Source organism: Pseudomonas lactucae (assembly GCF_036688725.1).
GTDB classification, from domain to species: Bacteria; Pseudomonadota; Gammaproteobacteria; order Pseudomonadales; family Pseudomonadaceae; genus Aquipseudomonas; species Aquipseudomonas lactucae.
On record NZ_JAQQPT010000006.1, the window covers coordinates 140,351 to 164,204 of the forward strand.

Annotated in this window: 27 protein-coding genes; 7 read left to right on the plus strand and 20 right to left on the minus strand. The window is 62.2% G+C overall.

The genetic code is table 11. The features are described 5' to 3' along the window. The first annotated feature begins 5 nt into the window (after window positions 1-5). Window positions 6-170, plus strand: a complete 165-nt coding sequence (arfA, locus tag V6M90_RS08530) for an alternative ribosome rescue factor ArfA (RefSeq protein ID WP_003176285.1) — start codon at window positions 6-8, stop codon at window positions 168-170. 61 nt (window positions 171-231) lie between these two features. Further along, a complete protein-coding gene (locus V6M90_RS08535) occupies window positions 232-1,557 on the plus strand; it encodes a lytic murein transglycosylase (protein WP_003176286.1) in 1,326 nt (441 codons plus the stop codon). An 83-nt stretch (window positions 1,558-1,640) separates the two neighbouring features. Here the strand turns inward: V6M90_RS08535 and V6M90_RS08540 are convergent, their stop codons facing one another. From V6M90_RS08540 to V6M90_RS08600, 13 genes are all read right to left on the minus strand, one after another. Then, window positions 1,641-2,561 (minus strand): S66 peptidase family protein, encoded by a 921-nt coding sequence (locus tag V6M90_RS08540; RefSeq protein WP_332846323.1) that lies wholly within the window; start codon window positions 2,559-2,561, stop codon window positions 1,641-1,643. Between the two features lie 162 nt (window positions 2,562-2,723). Further along, window positions 2,724-3,725, minus strand: a complete 1,002-nt coding sequence (gene lipA / locus V6M90_RS08545; protein ID WP_164485627.1) for a lipoyl synthase — start codon at window positions 3,723-3,725, stop codon at window positions 2,724-2,726. 26 nt (window positions 3,726-3,751) lie between these two features. Beyond that, window positions 3,752-4,399 carry a lipoyl(octanoyl) transferase LipB gene (gene lipB, locus V6M90_RS08550; protein ID WP_003176290.1) on the minus strand — a complete coding sequence of 216 codons (648 nt, stop codon included), beginning with the start codon at window positions 4,397-4,399 and terminating at the stop codon, window positions 3,752-3,754. Further along, window positions 4,399-4,674 (minus strand): DUF493 domain-containing protein, encoded by a 276-nt coding sequence (locus V6M90_RS08555; protein ID WP_332846324.1) that lies wholly within the window; start codon window positions 4,672-4,674, stop codon window positions 4,399-4,401. Before V6M90_RS08555 ends, lipB begins: the two co-directional genes overlap by 1 nt. Window positions 4,675-4,758: 84 nt before the next feature. After that, entirely contained in the window at window positions 4,759-5,916 is a 1,158-nt protein-coding gene (locus V6M90_RS08560) for a D-alanyl-D-alanine carboxypeptidase family protein (protein ID WP_003176292.1), read from the minus strand. A gap of 181 nt (window positions 5,917-6,097) precedes the next feature. Continuing rightward, on the minus strand, window positions 6,098-7,096 hold the full coding sequence (locus V6M90_RS08565; RefSeq protein WP_332846325.1) for a septal ring lytic transglycosylase RlpA family protein: 999 nt from the start codon (window positions 7,094-7,096) through the stop codon (window positions 6,098-6,100). Then, window positions 7,096-8,106 carry a lytic murein transglycosylase B gene (mltB, locus tag V6M90_RS08570; protein WP_078826199.1) on the minus strand — a complete coding sequence of 337 codons (1,011 nt, stop codon included), beginning with the start codon at window positions 8,104-8,106 and terminating at the stop codon, window positions 7,096-7,098. The genes V6M90_RS08565 and mltB overlap by 1 nt, the downstream gene beginning before the upstream one ends. A 17-nt stretch (window positions 8,107-8,123) precedes the next feature. Further along, complete coding sequence (gene rodA, locus V6M90_RS08575; protein ID WP_050784919.1) at window positions 8,124-9,227, minus strand: rod shape-determining protein RodA; 1,104 nt, start codon at window positions 9,225-9,227, stop codon at window positions 8,124-8,126. A 31-nt stretch (window positions 9,228-9,258) separates the two neighbouring features. Further along, window positions 9,259-11,157: a penicillin-binding protein 2 gene (gene mrdA / locus V6M90_RS08580; RefSeq protein WP_078734808.1), complete on the minus strand. Its 1,899-nt coding sequence runs from the start codon at window positions 11,155-11,157 to the stop codon at window positions 9,259-9,261. Window positions 11,158-11,172: 15 nt separating this feature from the next. Continuing rightward, complete coding sequence (rlmH, locus tag V6M90_RS08585) at window positions 11,173-11,640, minus strand: 23S rRNA (pseudouridine(1915)-N(3))-methyltransferase RlmH (protein WP_003176297.1); 468 nt, start codon at window positions 11,638-11,640, stop codon at window positions 11,173-11,175. Between the two features lie 9 nt (window positions 11,641-11,649). Beyond that, window positions 11,650-12,144 carry a ribosome silencing factor gene (rsfS, locus tag V6M90_RS08590; protein WP_003176298.1) on the minus strand — a complete coding sequence of 165 codons (495 nt, stop codon included), beginning with the start codon at window positions 12,142-12,144 and terminating at the stop codon, window positions 11,650-11,652. A gap of 69 nt (window positions 12,145-12,213) precedes the next feature. Continuing rightward, entirely contained in the window at window positions 12,214-12,858 is a 645-nt protein-coding gene (nadD, locus tag V6M90_RS08595) for a nicotinate-nucleotide adenylyltransferase (protein WP_003176299.1), read from the minus strand. Then, window positions 12,858-14,123: a glutamate-5-semialdehyde dehydrogenase gene (locus V6M90_RS08600; RefSeq protein ID WP_003176301.1), complete on the minus strand. Its 1,266-nt coding sequence runs from the start codon at window positions 14,121-14,123 to the stop codon at window positions 12,858-12,860. The genes nadD and V6M90_RS08600 overlap by 1 nt, the downstream gene beginning before the upstream one ends. 174 nt (window positions 14,124-14,297) lie before the next feature. Between V6M90_RS08600 and V6M90_RS08605 the strand changes: the two genes are divergently transcribed. Further along, window positions 14,298-14,981, plus strand: coding sequence for a DNA-3-methyladenine glycosylase (locus V6M90_RS08605; RefSeq protein ID WP_042945319.1), 684 nt, complete (start codon window positions 14,298-14,300; stop codon window positions 14,979-14,981). Window positions 14,982-15,076: 95 nt separating this feature from the next. Further along, complete coding sequence (locus tag V6M90_RS08610; RefSeq protein WP_332846326.1) at window positions 15,077-16,393, plus strand: bifunctional DedA family/phosphatase PAP2 family protein; 1,317 nt, start codon at window positions 15,077-15,079, stop codon at window positions 16,391-16,393. Here the strand turns inward: V6M90_RS08610 and V6M90_RS08615 are convergent. The 4 genes from V6M90_RS08615 to V6M90_RS08630 all read right to left on the minus strand — a co-directional run bounded on the left by V6M90_RS08615 (window position 16,387) and on the right by V6M90_RS08630 (window position 18,380). Next, the gene (locus V6M90_RS08615) at window positions 16,387-16,602 is read right to left on the minus strand and encodes a hypothetical protein (RefSeq protein WP_003176304.1); all 216 of its coding nucleotides are present in this window, start codon (window positions 16,600-16,602) and stop codon (window positions 16,387-16,389) included. The genes V6M90_RS08610 and V6M90_RS08615 overlap by 7 nt on opposite strands. A gap of 99 nt (window positions 16,603-16,701) precedes the next feature. Continuing rightward, on the minus strand, window positions 16,702-17,292 hold the full coding sequence (locus tag V6M90_RS08620) for an LON peptidase substrate-binding domain-containing protein (protein WP_332846327.1): 591 nt from the start codon (window positions 17,290-17,292) through the stop codon (window positions 16,702-16,704). Between the two features lie 21 nt (window positions 17,293-17,313). Next, window positions 17,314-18,030, minus strand: a complete 717-nt coding sequence (locus V6M90_RS08625; RefSeq protein ID WP_332846328.1) for an LrgB family protein — start codon at window positions 18,028-18,030, stop codon at window positions 17,314-17,316. Beyond that, window positions 18,027-18,380, minus strand: coding sequence for a CidA/LrgA family protein (locus V6M90_RS08630; protein ID WP_003176307.1), 354 nt, complete (start codon window positions 18,378-18,380; stop codon window positions 18,027-18,029). Before V6M90_RS08630 ends, V6M90_RS08625 begins: the two co-directional genes overlap by 4 nt. 163 nt (window positions 18,381-18,543) lie before the next feature. Here V6M90_RS08630 and V6M90_RS08635 point away from each other — a divergent pair, with 163 nt between their 5' ends. The 3 genes from V6M90_RS08635 (at window position 18,544) to V6M90_RS08645 (ending at window position 21,494) form a co-directional block, all read left to right on the plus strand. Next, window positions 18,544-18,999, plus strand: a complete 456-nt coding sequence (locus V6M90_RS08635) for a MaoC family dehydratase (RefSeq protein ID WP_003176308.1) — start codon at window positions 18,544-18,546, stop codon at window positions 18,997-18,999. A gap of 105 nt (window positions 19,000-19,104) precedes the next feature. Continuing rightward, window positions 19,105-20,823: a C13 family peptidase gene (locus V6M90_RS08640; RefSeq protein WP_003176309.1), complete on the plus strand. Its 1,719-nt coding sequence runs from the start codon at window positions 19,105-19,107 to the stop codon at window positions 20,821-20,823. Between the two features lie 29 nt (window positions 20,824-20,852). Next, window positions 20,853-21,494 carry an oxidoreductase gene (locus V6M90_RS08645; protein ID WP_141063424.1) on the plus strand — a complete coding sequence of 214 codons (642 nt, stop codon included), beginning with the start codon at window positions 20,853-20,855 and terminating at the stop codon, window positions 21,492-21,494. 51 nt (window positions 21,495-21,545) lie between these two features. On the opposite strand, the gene V6M90_RS08650 is transcribed toward V6M90_RS08645, so the two are convergent. The 3 genes from V6M90_RS08650 to mpl are packed head-to-tail and all read right to left on the minus strand — an operon-like array spanning window position 21,546 to window position 23,798. Further along, window positions 21,546-21,830, minus strand: a complete 285-nt coding sequence (locus V6M90_RS08650) for a YceK/YidQ family lipoprotein (RefSeq protein WP_332846329.1) — start codon at window positions 21,828-21,830, stop codon at window positions 21,546-21,548. Beyond that, on the minus strand, window positions 21,823-22,452 hold the full coding sequence (gene ubiX, locus V6M90_RS08655; protein WP_003176312.1) for a flavin prenyltransferase UbiX: 630 nt from the start codon (window positions 22,450-22,452) through the stop codon (window positions 21,823-21,825). The genes V6M90_RS08650 and ubiX overlap by 8 nt, the downstream gene beginning before the upstream one ends. After that, window positions 22,449-23,798 carry a UDP-N-acetylmuramate:L-alanyl-gamma-D-glutamyl-meso-diaminopimelate ligase gene (gene mpl, locus V6M90_RS08660; RefSeq protein ID WP_042945321.1) on the minus strand — a complete coding sequence of 450 codons (1,350 nt, stop codon included), beginning with the start codon at window positions 23,796-23,798 and terminating at the stop codon, window positions 22,449-22,451. The genes ubiX and mpl overlap by 4 nt, the downstream gene beginning before the upstream one ends. Window positions 23,799-23,854 lie beyond the last annotated feature (56 nt).

The window sequence follows — 23,854 nt, forward strand, 5'->3', positions numbered from 1 at the left end:
CCACCATGAGCAAAAAGCCATCCAAGCATGGCCCCAACAAGGCCAAATCCATCATCGCCCAGCCACTGTTCCGCAGCCGTCAGGAACGCGCCGGCAAGGGCAAAGGCAGCTACCGCCGCGAAGCCTTCCAGTCTAATAGCTGGGAGGCTTCTTACTTTCTGGCTGCCTGAAGGCAAGCGCCCCTCCGGCATGATAAGGTCTGCATCTGATCTGTAACCCCTGGACCTGTGCATGCCCTCTAGTCTTTCCCGTCGTTGGCACCTTCGCCAATTGATCGCTGCCTCCAGCCTCATTCTGCTTGTCGCCTGCGCCGAAAAACCGACCGCCGCCGACGCCCAACCGCTGCCGAAGCTGTCGACCGCCCCCGTGGTCGCGCCCGCTGTCGTGGCCCCGCTGGCCGTGGACAATCTCGATATCCAACCGACCCAGACCTTCGCCGAATGGCAGGCAGGTTTCCGTGTGGACGCCTTGAAAGCCGGGATCACAGCGGCGGTGTTTGATAACGCCTTCGCCAATGTCACCCCGGACATGGCGGTGATCCGAGCCGACCGCAGCCAGCCGGAGTTCTCCCGGCCGGTGTGGGAATACCTCGACGGAGCCTTGTCGCCAGTGCGGGTGCGCAATGGCCAAGCACTGCTGATCAAATACGCTGACATCCTGCAAAGCATCGAGCAACGTTATGGCGTCGACCGCCAGGCGCTGGTCTCGGTATGGGGCATGGAGAGCAACTTCGGCCAATTCCAGGGCAACAACTCGGTGATCCGCTCCCTCGCAACGCTGGCCTACGAAGGTCGCCGTCCGGCCTTTGCCCAGGCGCAGTTGCTGGCGGCGCTGCAGATCATCCAGCACGGCGATATCCAGGCCGACCAGATGAAAGGCTCCTGGGCCGGCGCAATGGGCCAGACCCAATTTATCCCGACCACCTACAACACCCACGCCGTGGACTTCGACGGCGACGGCCGCCGCGATATCTGGAACAGCCCGGCCGACGCACTCGCCTCCACTGCGCACTACCTGCAAAGCTCCGGCTGGCAGAAAGGCCAGCCGTGGGGCTTCGAAGTGAAACAACTGCCGGCGAACTTCGATTACGCCCTGGCCGACGGTGGCGTGCGCAAGAGCGTGGCCGAGTGGCTGAAGCTGGGCATCCAGCTGCCACCTGGCGCGAGCATGCCGCCCAACGTCGACCAACTGTCCGCCGCCCTGCTGCTGCCGGCCGGCTACCGTGGCCCGGCGTTCCTGGTGCTGGATAACTTCCGCGCAATCCTCAAGTACAACAACTCGTCGTCCTACGCACTGGCGGTTGGCCTGCTGTCGGAGCGCTTTGGTGGCGATGGTGTGATTCGCGGCGAATGGCCCAAGGATGAGCTGCCGCTGAGTCGTTCACAGCGTATCGATTTGCAGACGGCGCTGAGCGCCAAAGGCTACGACGCGGGCAACCCGGACGGGATTATCGGCGCCAACACACGCAAAGCGATTCGTGCGGCGCAGCAGGCGCTGGGCTGGCCGGCGGATGGGTATCCGACGGTGAAGTTGCTGGAGTCGTTGCAGAACCGCTAGATTGGCCTATGGCGACTACCGCTATCGGGGCGGTGCGACGATTCAACTTGCCCCCGATAGCGGTTCAGCAGACGACAACAGATTCAGAGCTTGAAGACCACATCCTGCTCCAACACCACCCGCTGTTCCCCCGCATCCAACCGCACCTGCGCCCCCATCGGCAACGTCAGGTTCGGATCACAGTGCCCACTGCGCCATCCGGACAACACCGGAATGCACAGCGGCTCGAAGGTCTGCTTCAGCAGACGATCCAATGCGACCTTATCCACGCCCGCCACATCCCCCACCAGCACACCGGCCACTTGAGCCAGTTTGCCTGCCAGGCGCAAATGCGTGAGCAGGCGGTCGATGCGGTAGATCGGCTCGTTGACGTCTTCGATAAACAGGATGATGCCTTCTGCGTCGATTTCGTACGGTGTGCCCATCACGGCGGCGATCATCGACAGATTGCCACCCAGCAAGCGCCCACAGGCGATGCCTGGTGCAATCGTGGTCAACGGCCAGGCCACCGGGTGCTTAAGCTCGGCGCCCGTACCGAGCTGGCCACGCAGCATACTCAGCAAGGACGATTCGGTCGGTGCCTGCTTATCGCCGAGCAGATCGGCATTGAGCATCGGGCCGTGAAAGGTCACGAACCCGGCGTAGCGGTTGATCGCCAAGTGCAAGGCGGTGATGTCGCTGTAGCCGACGAATGGCTTGGGGTTGGCGCGCAGCAGGTCGAAGTCCAGCGCATCGAGCAGCCGCGGCGTGCCGTAGCCGCCGCGCAGGCAGAGGATTGCATCGATGTCGGGGTTGGCGAAAGCCGCATGCAGGTCGTGCAGGCGCACTGCGTCGCTGCCGGCGAGGTAGCCGTCGCGCTCGTAGACGCCAGGGAAGATATGCAGATCGTAGCCGCGGGCGCGCACCCATTGCCCGGCCTTTTCAACGTCCAGCGCGGCAGGGCCGGCGGGGGCGATCAGAGCGATGGTGCCTTCAGCACGAAGGGCTGGAACGGCTGCTGCCATACAACTCTCCCTAACTAACGCGGAACGAAATGTGGGAGGGGCGGTGCGACGATTCGACTTGCCCCCGATAGCGGTGGATCAGCCAGCACCTGTAGCGACTGACACATCGCAATCGGGGGCAAGCCCCCCCACATTGGACCTGCGGTGTAGCGCAGATCTGTATTACGAAACCAGGCTCGCCTTGACCAGCTTGGCCTGTTCGTCGGCGTGGTACGAAGAACGAACCAGCGGGCCCGACGCGACGTTCTTGAAGCCCATCTTGTAGCCTTCCTCGGCGAACCAGGCGAAGGTGTCCGGGTGCACGAAACGCTGCACCGGCAAGTGGCTGCGCGATGGCTGCAGGTACTGGCCCAGGGTCAGCATGTCGATGTCGTGCTCGCGCATGCGCTTCATGACTTCGATGACTTCTTCGTCGGTTTCGCCCAGGCCCAGCATCAGGCCGGATTTGGTCGGGATGTGCGGCATCATCTGCTTGAATTTCTGCAGCAGGGTCAGCGACCACTGGTAGTCCGAACCCGGACGCGCGGCCTTGTACAGGCGCGGCACGGTTTCCAGGTTGTGGTTGAACACATCCGGCGGCTCGGCAGCGGTGATTTCCAGCGCGACGTCCATGCGGCCACGGTAGTCCGGCACCAGGGTTTCGAGCATCACGTTCGGCGACAATTTGCGGATTTCGCGGATGCAGTCGGCAAAGTGCTGGGCACCGCCATCGCGCAGGTCATCGCGGTCTACCGAGGTGATCACCACGTACTTGAGTTTCAGGTCGGCGATGGCGATGGCCAGGCTTTGCGGCTCGTTCACGTCCAGTGGCTTCGGACGGCCGTGGCCGACGTCACAGAATGGGCAGCGACGAGTGCAGATGTCACCCATGATCATGAACGTGGCGGTGCCGCCGGAGAAGCACTCGCCCAGGTTCGGGCAGGAGGCTTCTTCACATACGCTGTGCAGCTTGTGCTTGCGCAGCAGCGCCTTGATACGGTCGACTTCCGGCGAAACCGGGATGCGCACGCGGATCCAGTCGGGTTTTTTCGGCAGTTCGGTGGTCGGAATGATCTTCACCGGGATGCGTGCAACCTTCTCGGCGCCGCGCAGCTTGACGCCGGCTTCCACCTTGGCACGCGGGGCCGGGGCCGGACGCTCGGTGACGTCCAGCGTCGGGATCATGGTTTGCACTGCATCAGTAGTCATAATCAGTCGATTCCGCCCGTGAGGGTCGTCTGCTCAGCATAGTCGAGGTGTTTGACGAGCTGCGCGCGCAGCCGGGCACTTACCTCGGCAAATTTAATCGGTGTCGCGTGGTCGCTCAGTTGCGTCATCGCCAACCCGGCATAACCGCACGGGTTGATGCGCCGAAACGGTGCCAGGTCCATGTCCACGTTCAGGGCCAGGCCATGAAAGGAACACCCATGACGAATACGCAGCCCTAAGGAGGCGATTTTCGCGCCGTCGACGTAAACGCCCGGTGCATCCGGCTTGGCCGCGGCGGTCACGCCATAACTGGCCAGCAGCTCGATCAGGCAAGCCTCGATGCGACTCACCAGATCACGCACACCAAAACCCAGCTTGCGCACGTCCAGCAGCAAATAAGCGACAAGCTGACCGGGCCCATGGTAAGTCACTTGGCCACCTCGGTCGACCTGCACCACCGGAATATCCCCCGGAAGCAGCAGATGCTCAGCCTTGCCGGCCTGGCCCTGGGTGAACACCGGCGGGTGTTCCACCAGCCAGACTTCATCGGGCGCCGAGCTGCCGCGCTCGTTGGTGAAGCGCTGCATGGCGTGCCAGACCGGCTCGTACGCCATCCGGCCGAGCTCGCGAAAGCCCAGGACCTGTGACATCACAACACCATGTGCACGAAGCCGGTGGCCCGCAGTTCGCTGTTGATGTTGTAGAGCTGGTCCTGATCGGTTGCAACGATGTGCAACTGGATCGTGGTGTACTTGCCGGTGGAGCTTTGACGCTCGTCCACGCGTTTGTCGTTGACCGTCGCATGCTTCTTGACGATCTCGATAATCGTGTCCTTGCGGCCCACGCCGGTATCGCTGATCACCTTGACGGGATAATCCGTCACCGGGAATTCGATTTTTGGCGCCTTTACTTCTTTATCGGTCATGGCGTAACGGCCTCGTAAGCGTAAGCCGTGGCGACGGGCAAAGCCCCGCGTCGGATCAACGCGGGGCCTTGCAGGTGCACACAATCAGTTGAACAAGCCGTAGAAGAATAGACGGATGCTATCCCACACGCGGCGGAAGATACCACCTTCGTCGACGGCGTCCAGTGCGATCAGGTCGGCGCTGTGCACCACCTTGTCGTCCAGCTTCACTTCGACCTTACCGATCACGTCACCCTTGGCGATTGGGGCGACCAATTGCGGGTTCATGGTCATGCTCGCAGCGAGCTTTTTCAGCTGGCCTTTAGGCATGGTCAGCGTCAGGTCTTCGGCCAGGCCGGCCTTGACTTGCGAGGTGGCGCCTTTCCACACCGGCGCGGTCGCCAGCTCAGCACCCTTCTGGTAGAAGGTCTGGGTTTCGAAGAAGCGGAAACCATAGGTCAGCAGCTTTTGCGTCTCGGCCGCACGGGCCTGCTCGCTGTTGGTGCCGAAGACCACGGCAATCAGGCGCTGGCCGTCACGTACGGCGGACGACACCATGCAGTAGCCGGCTTCTTCGGTGTGGCCGGTTTTCAGACCGTCGACAGTCTTGTCGCGCCACAGCAGCAGGTTGCGGTTAGGCTGCTTGATGTTGTTCCAGAAGAATTCCTTCTGGGAGTAGATCGCATAGTGCACCGGGTCGACACGAATGATCGCGCGGGCCAGGATCGCCATGTCGTGAGCCGACGAATAGTGCTCCGGGTTCGGCAGGCCGGTCGGGTTCATGAAGTGGCTGTTGGTCATGCCCAGGTCGGCCACGGTTTTGTTCATCATGTCGGCGAAGGCGTCTTCGCTGCCGGCGATGTGCTCGGCCAGGGCGACGCTGGCGTCGTTACCGGACTGGATGATGATGCCATGCAGCAGGTCGCTCACGGTGACTTGCGAACCCACCTTGATGAACATCCGCGAACCGCCGGTGCGCCAGGCGTTTTCGCTGACGGTTACCGGATCGTTCTCGCCGATCTGGCCGCGACGGATTTCCAGGGTCGCGATGTAGGCAGTCATCAGCTTGGTCAGGCTGGCCGGTGGCAGGCGCTGGTCACCGTTGTTCTCCACCAGCACGTTGCCGCTGGCGGCATCCATGAGCACCCAGGCCTTGGCGGCCAGTTGCGGTGAGGCCGGCACCATTTCAACCGCCCAGGCGGCCGGGGTGATGATCAGCGAAAGAAGCAGGCACGTGCGTTTGGCTAAGGTGGTGATGTTCATCCGTCTCTCGAAATTGCTTATGGAAACTTGCCCTCGCGGGCAAAACTTTTTATTCAGACAGCCCGCTACCAGACTGTCACGTGTTCGGTTGCTCGCTCACCCCTTGCCTTCGGGTTTTTATTGTTAAACGAGCCAACAACCAGGGTTCAGGCACGCGCACGCGCCCGGACCATCAATCTTTTTATTCGGAGGTCACTACGCTGGGTTGCCCCAGGTTGGCCAGACGCACACTGTTCTGCACTTGCGCCACTTCGCTGGGCGAACCGATCGGCCCCATGCGCACACGGTGCAGGGTCTGCTGGTTACGCACGATGGAGCTGATGAACACCGGCGCGCTGACCATGCCGCTGAGCTTGGACCTTAACAGTTCCGCCGCATCCGGGTTGGCGAAAGCCCCCACCTGCAGGTACTGCCCGCCCACTGCCGAGGCACCCGGTGCCGCACGAGGCACCACCACGGTGTCCGGGGCGTGCTGCTGGGGCGGCGGTGTCCACTGCTCGATCTTGCCGGCCGACGCGGTTACCTGTGGTTGTGGGGCCTGCGGTTCGTTGAGCATCAACGGCGCCGGTTTGCCACGCTGGGCCCAGTACTGCGCCGGGTCGATGCCTTCGACCTTGACCCGTGCGGTGCCGGTTTCGGCGTAGCCGAGTTTCTTCGCGGCGGCGTAGGACAAGTCGATGATCCGGTCCGAATAGAACGGCCCACGGTCGTTGACCCGCAAAATCACCGTGCGGTTGTTGTCGAGGTTGGTCACGCGGACATAGCTGGGCAGCGGCAGCGTCTTGTGCGCCGCGCTCATGCCGTACAGGTCATACACTTCGCCGTTGGCGGTGTTCTGGCCATGGAATTTGGTGCCGTACCAGGACGCCGTGCCCGACTGCACATACGTCTTGGAATCCTGCAGCGGGAAATAGGTCTTGCCCAACACCGTATAAGGGTTGGCCTTGTAGGCGCCGGTGTGCAGGGTCGGGGTGGCATCCGGGATCTTCGACACGTCGACATCCCACCACGGCGCGCCGTCTTTGTGCGCGCGGTTGATGTCCAGACCCGGCTGGGAACGCACCGCGGTGCCGCCGGCCTTCTGCGCCGGCCCGCGGCTGGTGGAACAACTGACGACCAGCAGGGACAACGCGGCGAACGCCACCAGCTTGAGCGGTTGATTGAACAGCGATGCCCGCATTACTTGTTGCCCCGTGCTTGGACCAGCATGTCTGACAGCTGATGCACGGCCATGGCGTACATCACACTGCGGTTATAACGCGTGATTGCGTAGAAATTCTTCAGGCCCATCCAGTATTCAGGGCCATTTTCGCCTTCCAGGCGGAACGCCGTGACCGGCATGTCATCGCGTGGCGCATTCTGACTCGACCAGCCCAGCGCCCGCAACTCCCCGACCGTCTTGGCCGGCTCGATGCCCTGGGTCAGGCCCTCATCAACGCGCTCCCCGGCCACATCGGCGCGGATCACCACAGGCTCGCCGCCTACCCAGCCGTGGCGCTTGAAGTAGCTGGCCACACTGCCGATGGCATCGTCCGGGTTACTCCAGATATTGATGTGCCCGTCGCCGTCGAAATCCACGGCATAGGCGCGAAAGCTGCTCGGCATGAACTGCGGCAGGCCCATGGCGCCGGCATAGGAGCCTTTGAGGGTCAGCGGGTCGACCTGCTCTTCACGGGCCAGCAGCAGGAATTCGCGCAATTCCTTGCGAAAGAAGTCGGCGCGTGGCGGGTAGTCGAAGCCCAGGGTGGACAAGGCGTCGATCACCCGGTAACTGCCGGTATTGCGCCCGTAAAAGGTTTCAATGCCGATGATCGCGACAATCACCTGGGCCGGCACGCCATATTCCTGCTCGGCGCGGGCCAGCACGGCTTCATGCTGGCGCCAGAAATCCACACCTCGGGCCACGCGAGCATCGGTGAGGAACATCGGGCGATATTCTTTCCACTGCTTCACGCGCTCGGCGGGGCGGGAGATGGCATCGAGGATCGCCTGCTTTTTCTGCGCCTCGCGGAACACGCCCATCAGTTGCTCACCGGCAAAACCGTAGTCGCGGGTCATTTCACCGACAAATTCGGCGACCTGGGGTGAACCATCGTAGTCACCGGCCAGCGCCTCTTGCGTCGCGCCCAGCAGCCCAATCAGGCTCATCCAGGACGCATGCCGAGTCGCCCAGCCGCGCATTACTTGCATTGACATCTTCACCTTATTCAAACCTGCGCGATCCACTTGCGATGCGTATGAATCGACATCAAAACCCCAAACGCTGACATCAATGTCACCAGCGAAGTTCCGCCGTAGCTAATGAATGGCAACGGCACCCCCACCACCGGCAACAGGCCACTGACCATACCGATGTTGACGAAAACGTAAACAAAAAAAGTCATGGTCAGGCTGCCGGCGAGCAATTTGCCGAACAACGTCTGCGCCTGAGCGGTAATCACCAGGCCGCGCCCGATCAGCAGCAAATAGATCAGCAGCAGCGCGCAAATGCCCACCAGGCCGAACTCTTCGCCCATCACCGCAATGATGAAGTCGGTGTGGCTCTCGGGCAGAAAGTCCAGATGGGACTGGGTGCCCAGCAGCCAGCCTTTGCCAAATACGCCGCCGGAGCCGATGGCCGCCTTCGACTGGATAATATTCCAGCCGGTGCCCAGCGGATCGCTTTCCGGGTCGAGGAAGGTGAGAATCCGTTGTTTCTGGTAGTCGTGCATAAAGAAGAACCACATGGCCACCGCCACGGGGATGGCGGCGGCCAGCACGCTGAGGATCCAGCGCCAGCGCAGCCCGCCCATGAACAGCACGAACGCACCACCGGCCAGGATCAGCAGCGAGGTGCCGAGGTCCGGCTGACGCACGATCAGCACAAACGGGACGCCGATGAGGATCAGGCTGATACCCACGTGCTTGAGCTGCGGCGGCAGGGTGCGTTTGGACAAATACCAGGCAATCGTGGCTGGCATCAGAATCTTCATGAATTCCGACGGCTGGAAGCGAATCACCCCCGGAATATTGATCCAACGGGTCGCGCCCATGGCGTTGTGGCCCATGACGTCCACCACAACCAGCAGTAAAACGCCGGCGACATACCCCAACGGTACCCAGCGCGCCATGAAGCGCGGTTCCAACTGGGCGATGACCACCATCGACAACAGGCCCAGGCCGAACGAGGATGCCTGCTTGATCAGCAGGTCCCAATTCTTGCCGCTGGCCGAATACAGCACGAACAGGCTGCCGGCCGCCAGGGTCAGCAGCAGGATCAGCAACGGGCCATCAATGTGCATGCGTTGCAGCAACGTCGCGCGGCGACGCATCACATCTTCGCTGGAGAGGATGCGGTCAAAATTACTCTTCACTGGCCGTAACCTCGGGAATTGAAGGGGGGCCGCCAAATTCGGGCTTGAGCCTGCCGTCGTCGGCCAGCAACCAGGCGTCCATCACCTGGCGAACCACCGGTGCAGCGACGCCGGAACCGGACTCGCCGTTCTCGACCATCACCGCGACCACGATCTTCGGGTCGTCCGCCGGCGCAAAGCCGACAAACAAGGCGTGGTCGCGATGGCGTTCCTGGACCTTGGAGCGGTCGTATTTCTCGCCCTGCTTGATCGCGACCACCTGGGCCGTACCACTCTTGCCGGCAATGCGGTATTGCGCGCCGATCGCCGCTTTGCGCGCGGTGCCTCGGGCACCGTGCATCACCTGCTGCATGCCATGGTTGACCTTGGTCCAGTCCGAGGGATCACGCAGCACGATGTCCGGAATCGGGTTCTCATCCACCGGCTTTTCGCCTTCGATGGTCCTGGCCAGGTGCGGTCGGTTCCAGATGCCTTTGTTGGCCACCAGCGCCGTGGCCTGCGCCAATTGCAATGGCGTCGCCTGCATATAGCCCTGGCCGATCCCAAGAATCAGGGTTTCACCCGGGAACCATGCCTGCCGGCGGGTTGCACGCTTCCACTCCCGTGATGGCATCAAGCCTGGGGACTCTTCGAACATATCCAGGGAGACTTTCTGACCGAGGCCGAACTTGCCCATATAGGCAGACAAACGGTCGATCCCCAGCTTGTGGGCCAGGTCATAGAAATAGGTGTCGTTGGAACGCATGATCGCGGTGTCCAGGTCGACATAGCCGTCACCGGTGCGGTTCCAGTTACGGTATTTGTGATCGTAGTTGGGCAGCATGTAGTAGCCGGGGTCGTAGACCCGGCTCGATGCGGTGACCACACCGGCGTCCAGGCCGGCAATCGCTACCGCCGGCTTGATGGTCGAACCCGGCGGGTACAGACCACGCAGCACACGGTTGAACAGCGGCCGGTCGATGGAGTCACGCAGCTCGGCATACGCCTTGAAGCTGATACCGGTGACGAACAGGTTCGGGTCGAAGCTAGGCTGACTGACCATCGCCAGCACTTCGCCGGTCTTCGGGTCCAGCGCCACCACCGCGCCACGCCGACCGCCCAGGGCCATCTCCGCGGCTTCCTGCAGCTTGATGTCCAGGCTCAGCACAATGTCCTTGCCCGGCACCGGGTCGGTACGCTTGAGCACACGCAAGACGCGGCCGCGGGCGTTGGTCTCGACCTCTTCGTAACCCACCTGGCCGTGCAGCTCGGGCTCGTAGAAACGCTCGATGCCGGTCTTGCCGATGTGATGGGTGCCGCTGTAGTTGACGGGATCGAGGCTCTTGAGCTCTTTCTCGTTGATACGTCCCATGTAGCCGACGGAATGCGCAAAGTGTGGCCCTTGCGGGTAATGGCGCACCAACTGCGCCACCACTTCCACACCCGGCAGACGGAACTGGTTCACCGCGATCCGGGCGATCTGCTCTTCGGTCAGCTCAAACAGGATCGGCACCGGTTCGAATGGCCGGCGCCCCTGTCGCATGCGCTTTTCGAAGATCACCCGGTCTTCCGGGGTCAGTTGCAGCACTTCGACGATGACATCGAGCACCTGCTGCCAGTCGCCGGAACGTTCGCGGGTCATGCTCAGACTGAAGCTGGGCCGGTTATCCGCCACCACCACGCCATTGCGGTCGAAGATCAACCCACGGGTCGGCGGAATCGGCTGCACATGCACCCGGTTGTTTTCCGACAACGTGGAGTGATAGTCGTACTGGATCACCTGCAGGAAATACAGGCGGGCGATCAGCACCCCAATCAACGTCACCACCATGATCGCGCCAAACACCACGCGCGCGCGCACCAGACGTGCGTCTTTCTCGTGGTCCTTGATGCGGATCGGCTGAGTCATCGGGAAAGGCGCAGATTATTTGTGGTAAGGGTGCCCGGACAGCACTGTCCAGGCGCGATACAGCTGTTCACCGATCAGGATCCTTACCAACGGGTGCGGCAAGGTCAATGCCGACAACGACCAGCGCTGATCGGCCCGCGCACAGACTTCCGGCGCCAGCCCTTCGGGGCCGCCGACCATGAAGTTGACGGTGCGCGAATCCAGGCGCCAACGGTCCAGTTCCACCGCCAATTGCTCGGTGCTCCAGGGTTTGCCGTGCACTTCGAGGGTGACAATGCGCTCGTTGGGGCCGACCTTGGCCAGCATGGCTTCGCCTTCCTGGCGGATAAACCGCGCCACGTCGGCGTTCTTGCCCCGGGTGTTGAGCGGTATTTCCACCAGTTCAAGCGACAGCTCAGCGGGCAGACGCTTGGCATATTCGTGCCAGCCTTCTTCCACCCACTTGGGCATGCGTGAACCGACAGCGATCAGACGCAGGCGCACAGCCGTTCCTTATTCCTGGTCTTTGTTGAGCTTGTCGAAGTGCGCGTGGCCCACTTCCGGGCTGTGGTGCTTGCCATCGGCGGCACGGCTCTGCTCGGCGCCCTTCCACAGGCGTTCCAGGTCGTAGAACTGGCGGGCGTTGGAGGTCATCATGTGAACGATCACGTCGTCCATGTCCAGCAGCACCCAGTCGCTGTCGCCCTTGCCTTCTTCACCCAGCGGCTTGACGCCTTGGGCTTTGACGGCTTCGCGCACCTTGTCCAGCATCGCGCCGATCTGGCGGTTGGAGGTACCGGTGGCGATGATCATGAAGTCGGTGATGCTCTGCTTGTCGCGCACGTCCAGCACCTGGATGTCCTGGGCTTTCACGTCTTCCAGGGCAGCCACGGCGACTTTCACCAGCTCTTCGCCGGCCAGCTCGGGGCCAACGTGGGCTTCAACCGGCAGCGGAGCGCTTTTGAAGGTGCCTTTGCGCTTAACTTTGCTTACGTCTTTGTTCGTCATATAAAACTCGTTTTGCTCGTATGTTCGGGCGCTCGCTGCACGACGGTGCGTAGCGACAAGCGCGCCTTTTCAGTTCGACGCACGGTAAAGCCCGTGCGCATCGATGTAGGCCAGGACCGCGTCAGGCACCAGGAAACGTACCGACTTACCGCTGGCCAGCAGTTGACGGATCTGGGTGGCGGACACCGCAAGCGGGGTCTGCCAGACGAATGCAATATTCCCGTTCGGCCCGGTCAGGGCCAAGGGGTCACTTACCGACCGCGCGGCCAGCAGGTTGCGCAAGGCATCCGGCGGTTCGCTGTCGGCATCCGGGCGTTGCAAAACCAGGATGTGGCAATGCTGGAGGAGTTCCTCCCAGCGATGCCAAGAGGGCAGGCCGCAAAATGCGTCCCAGCCCAAAAGCAGAAACACCTGGTCATCGGCGGCCAACTCGGCGCGCATCAGTTCCAGGGTGTCGACAGTGTAGGACGGTTTATCGCGCTTGAGTTCGCGGTCGTCCACCACCAGCGGCGCTATGCCTTCCACGGCCAGGCGCACCATTTCCAGGCGCTGCTGTGGTGACACCTGCGGCGTGTCGCGATGCGGCGGCCGGAAATTGGGGATCAGGCGCAGCTCATCCAACGCCAGGGCATCCGCAACTTCCAGGGCGCTGCGCAAATGGCCGATGTGCACGGGGTCGAAAGTACCGCCGAGCAGCCCGATGCGTTTAGCCATCAAGTGCGCACATGACCGTCGCCGAACACCACGTACTTCTCGCTGGTCAGGCCTTCGAGACCAACCGGGCCACGGGCGTGGAGCTTGTCGGTGGAAATACCGATCTCCGCGCCCAGGCCATATTCAAAGCCGTCGGCAAAGCGTGTCGAAGCGTTGACCATCACCGAAGCGGAGTCCACTTCGTTGAGGAAACGCCGGGCATCGCTGAAATGCTCGGAAACAATGGCGTCGGTGTGCTTGGAGCCGTATTTGTTGATGTGTTCGATGGCCTGGTCCAGGTCGTCGACGATGCGGATCGACAGGATCGGCGCCGTGTACTCGGTGTACCAATCCTGCTCGGTCGCCTCGATCACGTCCGCGCCCAACAGCGCCCGGGTGCGTTCGCAACCACGCAGCTCCACGCCTTTGTCACGGTAGATGGCGGCCAGCGGCGGCAACACGCGCTCGGCAATGCCAACGTGCACCAGCAGGGTTTCCATGGTGTTGCACGGCGCGTAGCGGTGGGTCTTGGCGTTGTCGGCGATGCGGATCGCCTTGTCGATATCGGCTGCGATGTCGATGTACACGTGGCACACGCCGTCCAGGTGCTTGATGACCGGCACCTTGGCGTCACGGCTGACGCGCTCGATCAGGCTCTTGCCGCCACGCGGCACGATCACGTCGACGAACTCGGGCATGGTGATCAACGCGCCGACGGCGGCACGGTCAGTGGTTTCCACCACCTGCACCACGTCGGCCGGCAACTCGGCCACGGCCAGGCCTTGCTGGATGCAGGCGGCGATGGCGCGGTTGGAGTTGATCGCCTCGGAACCGCCGCGCAGGATCGTGGCGTTACCGGACTTGAGGCACAGGCTTGCGGCGTCGATGGTCACGTTGGGACGCGACTCATAGATGATGCCGATCACGCCCAGGGGCACGCGCATCTTGCCGACCTGGATGCCGGACGGCAGGTAGCGCATGTCGCGGATTTCACCGATGGGGTCAGGCAGCTTGGCCACCTGACGCAGGCCTTCGATCATGTCGTCGATACGTGCGGGCGTCAGCGCCAGGCGGTCCAGCAGGGCCGGCTCCAAGCCATTGGCGCGGCCGCTGGCCAGGTCCAGTTCGTTGGCGGCGGCGAGCTCGGAGCGCGAAGCATCCAGAGCATCGGCGGCGGCCAGCAGCGCACGGTTCTTCTGCGCGGTGCTCGCACGGGCGATCAACCGCGAGGCCTGACGGGCAGCGCGACCCAGGCGGGTCATGTAGTCAAGAACGGACTCAGTCATAGTCAGGGAGTCTTGGCAAAGAGGAAAGCGGCAGATTATAGCTGTGACGCCGCTCGACTGACAGCGGTGAGGGGCGGATGGTCGAAATGAACTGTAAAAACCTGAGGTTCAGCGGTAATTAAGGTGGGAGTTGTTATGATTCCGTCACATTTAGCCGTATTTACCTCTACCGCCATGCCCAGCACTTCGCTCCAACTGCCCGCCAGCGCCCTGCCCGACAGCTTCTTCGACCGCGATGCACAAATCCTCGCGCGCGAACTGCTGGGAAAAGTCATACGCCACCGTGTCGGCGATCTCTGGCTTTCAGCGCGAATTATTGAAACCGAAGCCTATTACGTGGCGGAAAAAGGCAGCCACGCCTCACTCGGCTACACAGAAAAGCGTAAGGCTTTGTTTCTGGATGGTGGCCATATCTACATGTACTACGCCCGTGGCGGTGATTCGCTGAACTTCAGCGCACAGGGGCCGGGTAACGCCGTGTTGATCAAATCGGCCTATCCGTGGGTCGATGAGATCTCCGGGCCGGCGAGCCTGGCGCAGATGCTGCTGAACAACCCGACTGCCGACGGCGGCCCGCGCCCATCGCAAAAGCTCTGCGCCGGCCAGACATTGCTGTGCAAGGCGCTGGGCCTGAAAGTGCCGATGTGGGATGCCAAGCGCTTCGACCAGGAATTGCTGTATGTGGAAGACGTGGGCCAGGTGCCGACGCAAATCATCCAGACTACGCGACTGGGCATTCCCAGTGGGCGTGATGAGCATTTGATGTACCGTTTCGTCGATGCGGGCTATGCACCTTATTGCACGCGGAACCCGCTGCGCCGAGGCCAGGTCGAAGGCCGCGACTATTTTTTGATTTGATCAATTGAACGCAGCGGTTCTTGCTGGACGATATTTGCCGCACAGCAGAACCCCTTGTGCTTCTGAGTATGTATTGCATTGTTGGAGTGGATTGTATGGGCCAATGGCTCGATAGCATCACCGGCTGGCTGAGCCTGAACCCGCAATGGCTGGCTGCGGCAGTGTTTATCGTCGCGTGCGTGGAGTGCCTGGCGATTGCCGGACTGATCGTGCCGGGCACGGTATTGCTGTTTGCCATTGCCGCACTGGCCGGCAGCGGTGCGCTATCGCTGAGCGAAACCCTGTTGCTGGGTTTTCTGGGCGGGTTATTGGGTGACGGGGTCTCCTACTTCCTGGGCCGGCACTTCCACCAGAACATCCGCCGCCTGCCCGGCTTGCGCCATCATCCCGAATGGATGAACGGTGCAGAGACCTACTTTCACAGGTACGGCATTGCCAGCCTGTTGGTCGGGCGCTTCATCGGCCCGTTGCGCCCCATGCTGCCGATGGTTGCCGGGATGTGCGACATGCCGTTCCCGCGTTTTGCCTTGGTGAGCGTGTTCGCCGCAGCCGGCTGGACGGTGGCCTACCTGCTGCCGGGCTGGGCCACTGGCGCCGCGTTCCGCCTGCCGTTGCCCGAAGGTTTCTGGCCCGAGGCAGGCGTGGTGATGGCGTGTCTGGCGGTGCTGCTGGGGCTGAGCCTGAACAGCAGCCTGCGCGAACATCGACGCGCCACGGTGTGGATCGGTTGCGCCAGCCTGACGCTATTGATCGCGCTGTTTATCGGCTACCCGCACCTGAACGACTTCGACCAGGGCCTGAGCGCACTGGTGCAGGAGCATCGCAGCCCGTGGCTGGATGAAACCATGGTGAGGGTGACGCAACTGGGCGAGTTCAAGAAGATGTTCGTCGCCAGCGCGATCTTCACCGGCCTGCTGCTGTTGGCTCGACAATGGCGCCACGCGCTGTTCGTGGGCGCGACCCTGGCCGGCGCGGCCGTGATCAATACGGCCAGCAAGCTGTTTTTCGCGCGCGGTCGCCCGGAAATCCTGACAGACCCATTGACCAGCTTCAGCATGCCCAGCGGCCACGCCTCGGGCGCCTTTGCGTTTTTCCTGGCCCTGGCAGTGCTCGCCGGGCGCGGCCAACCCACGCGACTGCGGTTGACGTGGTTGCTGCTGGGGTGCATTCCCGCAGCCTTCATCGCCCTCTCGCGGGTGTACCTCGGTGTCCACTGGCCCTCGGATATTCTCGCCGGGACCCTGCTGGCAATGACCGTGTGCGCGTTCAGCCTCACGGCCAGCGAGTACCGCAGCCCGCTGCCGCCGATGTCGGCCAAGGCCTGGTGGCTGGTGCTGCCCGCCGTGGTTGCGGTGTTCGGTTTTATCGCGCTCACCGGCACCGCCCACGCGCTGCTCAGGTATGCCTACTGACCCTTGGCGGGGCCGATCCACTCCACCGCGGCGGTTCGCCGCTCGGTGCAGCGTTCCCGTCGCTCCAGCAACATCTCGTCAGCTAGTTCAGCGGCGCGCTCGGCAATGTACTCCGGGCCGCGCTGTTCATGGTGCTGGATCAATTGCGTGGTGACACTGACAAAAAAGGCATCCCAAGTCGCTTGTTCCGATTGCGTCAGCCGAATCATGTTCATCCCCAGATCAAGGTCAAGTGATCGGAAACTAGCTGAGTCGATCACCGCAGAAGCGCAGGAATGCCTGAAAGATACGTAGGACAATCCTGAAGTTCAGGTAAACAACTCGCCCTGCAACTCATCCAGCAACATCTGGATCGCATCCAGGCGTTGCTGCGGGTCGTCGAGTTGCAGCAGTTCGATCTTGTCGGCCTCGGTAAACGGCAACAGATACGCCAGTTGGTTGCCCAGGGCCTGCTGGCCTTCGGCGTGGGCGTCCATGTCCAGCGACGCAACCATCGGGTGCTCGGCCAGCGCTTCAAGCAACGCCAGCAAGTCGGCATCTTCTTCATCCAATGGCTGGTCCGGCACCTCTTCCAGCCATTGCACATCGGCTACCAGCAGTTGGTCCTTCTGCACTCCGGCGTCGCGTACGCGGAAACGGCGGCCGCCCTCGACGCGAATACCGAGCAAGCCGTTGTCCTGCTGCTTGAAGTCGCGAATCAACGCTTCGCAGCCAATCAGTGCGTAACCATCCGGGGCGATGCCGACCTCCTTGCCTTCGAGGATGCACACCACGCCGAAGCCTTCACCCTTTTTCATGCAGCGGCTGATCATGTCCAGGTAGCGCGCCTCGAATATTTGCAGATCGAGGATGCAGCCGGGGAACAGCACGGTATTGAGCGGGAACAGCGCCAGACTCATAAAAGCGTCCTTAAACCTGGTTTAAACGATTACCGACACAGCCAGCGGCAGGAATACCGCCGTGGCCACGCCCATCAGACTCATGGCCAACGCGGCAAAGGCGCCGCACTCTTCACTTTCCTGCAGGGCTACCGAGGTGCCGACCGCGTGCGCCGTCATGCCCAGGGCCATGCCGCGCGCCTCGGGGCTGTGCACGCCCAGGCGCGAGAGCAACGCCGGGCCGACCATCGCGCCGACCACGCCGGTGATCAGTACAAACACCGCCGCCAATGCCGCCACGCCGCCGATCTGCTCGGCCACCAGCATGGCGATCGGCGAGGTCACCGACTTGGGCGCCATGGTCATCAACACCATGTGCTCGGCACCGAACCACCAACCCAGCAGCACACACAGCCCGGTAGCCAGCACCCCGCCTAACACCAGCGTAGTAAAAATCGGCCAGAACAATTGGCGAATCCGCCGTAGATTCAGATAAAGCGGTACCGCCAGGGCCACCGTGGCCGGGCCGAGCAGGACACCCATGATCTCGGTGCTCTTGCGGTACTCGGCGTAGCTCAGGCCACAGCTGAGCAACACGCCGATCACCAACAGCATGGAGACCAGCACCGGCTGCAGGAAAATCCAGCGGGTTTTCTCGAAACCCGCCAGCACCAGTTGATAGGCGCCCAGGGTAATGCCGATGCCGAACAGGGGATGATGAATCACCGCCGTCCACGCCCCCTGCCAGTCGAACATCATTGGTCCTTCTCCTTGCGCTTGACCATCTGCTGCATCAGCACACCGACAAACGCCATCGCGACCACCAGCGACAGCACCAGCGCGCCGACGATGGCCCAGAAATCCGCAGCGATGTCCTTGGCGTAGACCATCACGCCGACCGCCGGCGGCACCAGCAGCAACGGCAAATAGCGCAACAGGCTGCTCGCCGCCAGGCTCAGTGGCTCGCCGACTTCACCACGCCAGATCAGGAAACCCAGCATCAGCAGCAGGCCGATAATCGGACCCGGCAATACCGGCAACAGCAAATGATTGATCGCCGTACCAATCAATTGAAACAGCACCAGCCAGGTCAGGCCACGTAACAGCATTCGCTCTCTCCCCTCGAGACTCGCCCGCATTATAAGCACGCCGGCGCTATGGATCGGCATTCGCCAAGAGCATGGTGGGTTGACCGTGCCGGTTGCCCATGATGATCTACATTGGTTGTCTGTCACCCATGAAAACCGTATCGATGAACCAAGGAGAGACGCAATGCCCTATGTACCCGTAGCGCAGCTCAACGATTATGTCGGCAAGGAACTGGGACGTTCCGAATGGCTCACCATTGACCAGGCACGCATCAATCTGTTCGCAGAGGCCACCGGCGATCATCAGTTCATCCACGTCGACCCGGTCAAGGCCGCGCAAACCCCGTTCGGCAGCACCATCGCCCACGGTTTCCTGTCGCTGTCGCTGATGCCCAAGCTGATGGAAGACATTCTGATCATGCCCGAAGGCCTGAAGATGGCGATCAACTATGGCCTGGACAGCGTGCGCTTTATCCAGCCGGTGAAGGTCAACTCCAAGGTGCGCCTGAACGTCACCCTCACCGACGTCACCGAGAAAAAACCCGGCCAGTGGCTGTTCAAGGCCACCGCCACCCTGGAAATCGAAGGTCAGGAAAAACCGGCTTACATCGCAGAGTCGCTGTCACTCTGTTTCGTGTAAGGCGTTCCCTGTGGTGAGGCACTGAAACTCACCACAGGGTATGTAAATTTATGTATGAAACTCGCAGCTGCGGCATACTCGGCGCTCAATTATCCGGATCCCGCTATGCGCCCACTCGCTCCCCTTGCCCTTGCCCTGCTGCTCACCGCTTGCGGAGACGGCGAATCGCTGTTGCCGCCCGACGCGCGCCTGCCCGATGGCGGCCGTTACCGGGGCGATGTGGTCAACGGCCTGCTGCAAGGCCAGGGTCGCGTCGACTACCCCAACGGCAGCTGGTACGCCGGCGCGTTCGACAAAGGCCAGTGGCACGGCCAGGGTGAGTGGCATGGCAGCAATGGCGAAGTCTATAAAGGCCAGTTCAAGCAGGGCCTGTTCGACGGCCAGGGCAGCCTGACCACGACAGGCAGCCACTATGTCGGTGGGTTCAGCAAGGGTCGGCGCAACGGCGAAGGCACCCTCAAAGAAGGGCAGATGACCTATCGCGGCGAATTCAAGGACGACCAGTACTCCGGCCTCGGTCGCCTGGAACTGGCCGACGGCAGCCAGTACCAGGGTCAATTCGCCCACGGCAAACCCAACGGCGAAGGCCAGCGCAACGACGACAGCGGCAACCAGTTCAGCGGGCGTTTCGTCGAGGGTCAGCTGGAAGGCAACGGCACCTTCAACAGCGCCGACGGCGACATCTATGTCGGCCAGTTCAAACAGAACCAGCTCAACGGCAAGGGCCGCTACGAAAACGCCGACGGTGACGTGTGGATCGGCCAGTTCAAGGAAGGCGCGCTCACCGGCAAGGGCGAGTTGATCGGCGTGGACGGCAGCCATTACGTCGGCCAGTTCAGCGACTGGCGCTTCAGCGGCGAGGGCCGTTTGAACCTCACCGACGGCAGCTTCTATATCGGTGGCTTCGACAGCGACAATTATCAGGGTCGCGGCACGCTGGTACTCACCGACGGCACGGTGCAAGCCGGCACCTGGGTCAATGGCCTGCGCGTGCGCGATGCCGACGGTAAATTACTGCCCGACCCGCTGGAACTCGGCGTACTGGCCCAGGGCCGCTTGCTCGATGAAGCCCTGGCCGCCGTGCCCGCGTCCACCCCCGCCGTGGAGCTGTATACCCTGGTGCTGGCCGGCGACGGCAAACAAAGCGTATTCCTGCGCGAAGCCGATTACGTCAGTAACCTGCTTGCCTCGCGCTTCGGTGCACGCGGGCAGGTCCGTCTGGTCAACCACCGCGACCATATCGCCGACCGCCCCCTGGCCACCCGCGAAAGCCTGCGCCAGGCGGTGCAAACCCTGGCCGAACGCACCGGGCCGGAAGACCTTGTGTTTATCTACATGACCAGCCACGGCACCCACGAACACGAACTGGTGCTGGACCAGCCGCGCATGGAGCTGGCCGACCTGCCGGCCGATGAACTGGCCGCCGTGCTGGCACCGCTGAAAAACCGCGACAAGATCGTGGTGATCTCCGCCTGCTACTCCGGCGGTTTCATCCCGGCGCTCAAAGACGATCGCACGCTGATCATGACCGCTTCGCGGGCTGACCGGGTGTCCTTCGGTTGCTCGGAGGAAGCGGACTTTACCTACTTCGGCGACGCTCTCTTCGCTCAAGCCTTCAACCAGACAGACGACTTGCAGCAAGCCTTCAAGCTGGCGCAACTGCACGTCGCCGAACGCGAACAGGCGGACAACTTCGAAGCGTCCGAACCGCAGATCTGGGCCCCCAAGGGCGTGATCGCCCACTGGCAATTATTACGTAAACAGCAGGCACGAAAGGCGCTGGAAAGCGTCTCAATGAATAGCAAGGAAGCCAAAGGCAACTAAGCTGTAACGTGTAACAAGGGGGAAACACCATGTACCTGACACCGCAGCATATCCTGCTGGCTGGCGCCTCTGGCCTTACCGGCGAACACTTGCTCGATCGCCTGCTCAACGAACCCACCGTTACCCGCGTACTGGCACCCAGCCGCAGACCACTGGCCGAACACCCGCACCTGGAAAACCCGGTGGGCGACCCGGCGGCGTTGCTGCCGCAACTGAGTGGGCAGGTGGACATCGCCTTTTGTTGCCTGGGCACCACCCTGAAAAAAGCCGGTTCCGAAGCAGCCTTCCGCGCCGTCGACCTGGACCTGGTGGTGGCCTTCGCCCAGCGCGCGCGGGAGCTGGGCGCGCGGCACCTGATCGTCATCAGCGCGATCGGTGCCGACGCGAAATCCTCGGTGTTCTACAACCGGGTCAAAGGCGAAATGGAGCAGGCGCTGAAGGCCCAGGACTGGCCGCAACTGACCATCGTGCGGCCATCGCTGTTGTTGGGAGAGCGATTGGAACCGCGTCTGGCCGAACAACTGGCCGGGCCGTTGTCGCGGTTGATCCCGGGCAAATACCACGGCATTGAAGTGTGCGAACTGGCGCGAGCCATGTGGCGGCTGGCGCTGGAAGAGCAGGATGGGGTGCGCGTGGTGGAGTCGGATGAGCTGCGCAAACTCGGTAAGTAAGGCGATCTAAAGACCTTACACATTGGTTTTGTGTTGCCGCAGGAAGTTACGTCATAACCCGCCCGTGGCGTTAAACCCCACCCCCAGCACTGTCAATACCGACAGCGGCAACAGCAAGGTATCGAGCAACGCACTGGCCGGCAGATCGACGCCGGGGTAACTCGGAGCCTCGGCGCCAAACCGGTCCTTGGCGCAGCAGCCGCCATTGATCGCATACAGGTCCAATCGCGTGCCGGCATACACCACCGGCGCGCCGGGTTGCGCGGCGTCCAGCGTACGCGCGGTGGCGCAGCCCGTCAGATCCAGCGCCAGCACCAGCAGCAGGGCCTTATTCATCGCTGCTCAAATGGTGCTCGCCCCAACGCGGCAGCATGTCCTGGGGGATGTTCAACAGGTTGAGAATGCGCGCCACCACGAAGTCCACCAGGTCATCGATGGTTTGCGGCTGGTGATAGAAGCCCGGCGACGCCGGCAGGATGGTCACGCCCATATTCGACAACTTGAGCATGTGCTCCAGATGAATGCTCGAATACGGCGCCTCGCGCGGCACCAGAATCAACTGACGACGCTCTTTCAAGGTCACGTCCGCCGCACGCTCGATCAAATTGTTGCAGGCCCCCGTGGCAATCGCCGACAGCGTACCGGTGGAACACGGCACCACCACCATCGCCGCAGGAGCACCGGAGCCCGAGGCCACCGGCGACATCCAATCCTCTTTGCCATAGACCTTGATCTGCCCCGCCGCCGCACCGGTGTACTCAGTGAGGAACGCCTGCATGGTCTGCACCTTGGCCGGCAACGCCACGTCGGTCTCGGTGGCCATCACCAGTTGCGCGGCCTTGGAGATCAAAAAGTGCACCTCACGGTCCTCGCGCACCAGGCAGTCGAGCAGGCGCAGACCATAGGGCGCACCCGAGGCGCCGGTCATCGCCAGGGTGATGCGTTCGGGCCCGCTCATTTGAGCGCCTCGGCCAGCTTGCCATGCAGGCCGCCAAAGCCGCCGTTGCTCATGACCACCACGTGGGTGCCCGGTTTGGCCTGTTGTTTGACGTACTCGATAATGCCTTCAATGCTGTCACGAACCGTCGACGGCACGGTGCACAACGCCGCAATGCCCGGCAGGTCCCAGCCGAGGTTGGGCGGCGCATACCACACGGCCTGATCGGCATCGTTGACGCTTTCGGGCAAGCCATCGCGGTGCGCGCCGAGCTTCATGGAGTTGGAGCGCGGCTCGATGATCGCAATGATCGGTGCATCTCCCACACGCTTGCGCAGGCCATCCAGCGTGGTGGCGATCGCCGTGGGGTGGTGGGCGAAGTCATCGTAGATGGTAATCCCGTTCACATCGGCGACTTTTTCCATGCGCCGCTTCACGCTCTTGAACGCGCTCAACGCAGCAATGCCCATGGACGGCACCACACCCACATGCCGCGCAGCCGCCAACGTCACCAAGGCGTTAGCGACGTTGTGCTGGCCGGTCATGTCCCATTCGACGATGCCCTGGGCTTGGCCTTCGAACAGCACTTCAAACCTGGAACCGTCTTCGCTGAGCAATTTGACCTGCCACTGTCCGCCGGCGCCGGTGGTTTGCACCGGGGTCCAGCAGCCCATCTCGATCACGCGCTGCAAGGCCGGCTCGGTGGTGGGGTGAATCACCAGGCCTTCGCTCGGAATGGTGCGCACCAAGTGGTGAAATTGACGCTCAATGGCTGGTAGATCGGGGAAGATATCCGCGTGATCGAACTCCAGATTGTTCAGGATCGCCGTGCGCGGACGGTAGTGGACGAACTTGGAGCGCTTGTCGAAAAACGCGCTGTCGTATTCGTCCGCTTCAATCACAAAGAATGGTGTATCGCCCAGACGCGCCGACACCGAGAAGTTCTGCGGCACACCGCCGATCAGGAAGCCGGGGCTCATGCCCGCATGCTCCAGCACCCAGGCGAGCATGCTGCTGGTGGTGGTCTTGCCATGGGTGCCGGCAACGGCCAATACCCAGCGCCCTTGCAACACGTGGTCAGCCAGCCATTGCGGGCCGGACACATAGGGCAAGCCCTTATTGAGTACGTATTCGACCGCAGGGTTGCCACGGGACATGGCATTGCCGATCACCACCAGGTCGGGCGCCGGGTCGAATTGCGCAGGGTCGTAACCTTGGGTCAGCTCAATGCCCTGAGCCTCGAGTTGCGTGCTCATGGGCGGGTAGACATTGGCGTCGGAGCCCGTAACGTGGTGCCCCAGCTCTTTGGCCAGAACCGCCATCGAACCCATGAATGTGCCGCAAATACCGAGAATATGAATATGCATGGTTGACCTCTTAAACATCGAGGCAGGTTAGCGCAGGGCGTATGAAATCGCACTCT

Coding starts and splice junctions, on each gene's coding strand:
- V6M90_RS08540 (WP_332846323.1), bottom strand. CDS start 2,561: ATGGCAGCAGCCGTTCCAGCCCTTCGTGCTGAAGGCACCATCGCTCTG.
- rsfS (WP_003176298.1), bottom strand. CDS start 12,144: ATGACGAACAAAGACGTAAGCAAAGTTAAGCGCAAAGGCACCTTCAAA.
- lipA (WP_164485627.1), bottom strand. CDS start 3,725: ATGATCCCGACGCTGGACGTCACCGAGCGTCCGGCCCCGGCCCCGCGT.
- V6M90_RS08600 (WP_003176301.1), bottom strand. CDS start 14,123: ATGACTGAGTCCGTTCTTGACTACATGACCCGCCTGGGTCGCGCTGCC.
- lipB (WP_003176290.1), bottom strand. CDS start 4,399: ATGTCACAGGTCCTGGGCTTTCGCGAGCTCGGCCGGATGGCGTACGAG.
- V6M90_RS08650 (WP_332846329.1), bottom strand. CDS start 21,830: ATGAATAAGGCCCTGCTGCTGGTGCTGGCGCTGGATCTGACGGGCTGC.
- V6M90_RS08625 (WP_332846328.1), bottom strand. CDS start 18,030: ATGATGTTCGACTGGCAGGGGGCGTGGACGGCGGTGATTCATCATCCC.
- V6M90_RS08635 (WP_003176308.1), top strand. CDS start 18,544: ATGCCCTATGTACCCGTAGCGCAGCTCAACGATTATGTCGGCAAGGAA.
- V6M90_RS08535 (WP_003176286.1), top strand. CDS start 232: ATGCCCTCTAGTCTTTCCCGTCGTTGGCACCTTCGCCAATTGATCGCT.
- ubiX (WP_003176312.1), bottom strand. CDS start 22,452: ATGAGCGGGCCCGAACGCATCACCCTGGCGATGACCGGCGCCTCGGGT.
- V6M90_RS08640 (WP_003176309.1), top strand. CDS start 19,105: ATGCGCCCACTCGCTCCCCTTGCCCTTGCCCTGCTGCTCACCGCTTGC.
- V6M90_RS08630 (WP_003176307.1), bottom strand. CDS start 18,380: ATGCTGTTACGTGGCCTGACCTGGCTGGTGCTGTTTCAATTGATTGGT.
- V6M90_RS08560 (WP_003176292.1), bottom strand. CDS start 5,916: ATGAACATCACCACCTTAGCCAAACGCACGTGCCTGCTTCTTTCGCTG.
- V6M90_RS08565 (WP_332846325.1), bottom strand. CDS start 7,096: ATGCGGGCATCGCTGTTCAATCAACCGCTCAAGCTGGTGGCGTTCGCC.
- rodA (WP_050784919.1), bottom strand. CDS start 9,227: ATGCGTCGCCGCGCGACGTTGCTGCAACGCATGCACATTGATGGCCCG.
- V6M90_RS08610 (WP_332846326.1), top strand. CDS start 15,077: ATGGGCCAATGGCTCGATAGCATCACCGGCTGGCTGAGCCTGAACCCG.
- V6M90_RS08605 (WP_042945319.1), top strand. CDS start 14,298: ATGCCCAGCACTTCGCTCCAACTGCCCGCCAGCGCCCTGCCCGACAGC.
- V6M90_RS08555 (WP_332846324.1), bottom strand. CDS start 4,674: ATGACCGATAAAGAAGTAAAGGCGCCAAAAATCGAATTCCCGGTGACG.
- arfA (WP_003176285.1), top strand. CDS start 6: ATGAGCAAAAAGCCATCCAAGCATGGCCCCAACAAGGCCAAATCCATC.
- mrdA (WP_078734808.1), bottom strand. CDS start 11,157: ATGACTCAGCCGATCCGCATCAAGGACCACGAGAAAGACGCACGTCTG.
- mltB (WP_078826199.1), bottom strand. CDS start 8,106: ATGCAAGTAATGCGCGGCTGGGCGACTCGGCATGCGTCCTGGATGAGC.
- V6M90_RS08615 (WP_003176304.1), bottom strand. CDS start 16,602: ATGATTCGGCTGACGCAATCGGAACAAGCGACTTGGGATGCCTTTTTT.
- V6M90_RS08620 (WP_332846327.1), bottom strand. CDS start 17,292: ATGAGTCTGGCGCTGTTCCCGCTCAATACCGTGCTGTTCCCCGGCTGC.
- V6M90_RS08645 (WP_141063424.1), top strand. CDS start 20,853: ATGTACCTGACACCGCAGCATATCCTGCTGGCTGGCGCCTCTGGCCTT.
- mpl (WP_042945321.1), bottom strand. CDS start 23,798: ATGCATATTCATATTCTCGGTATTTGCGGCACATTCATGGGTTCGATG.
- nadD (WP_003176299.1), bottom strand. CDS start 12,858: ATGGCTAAACGCATCGGGCTGCTCGGCGGTACTTTCGACCCCGTGCAC.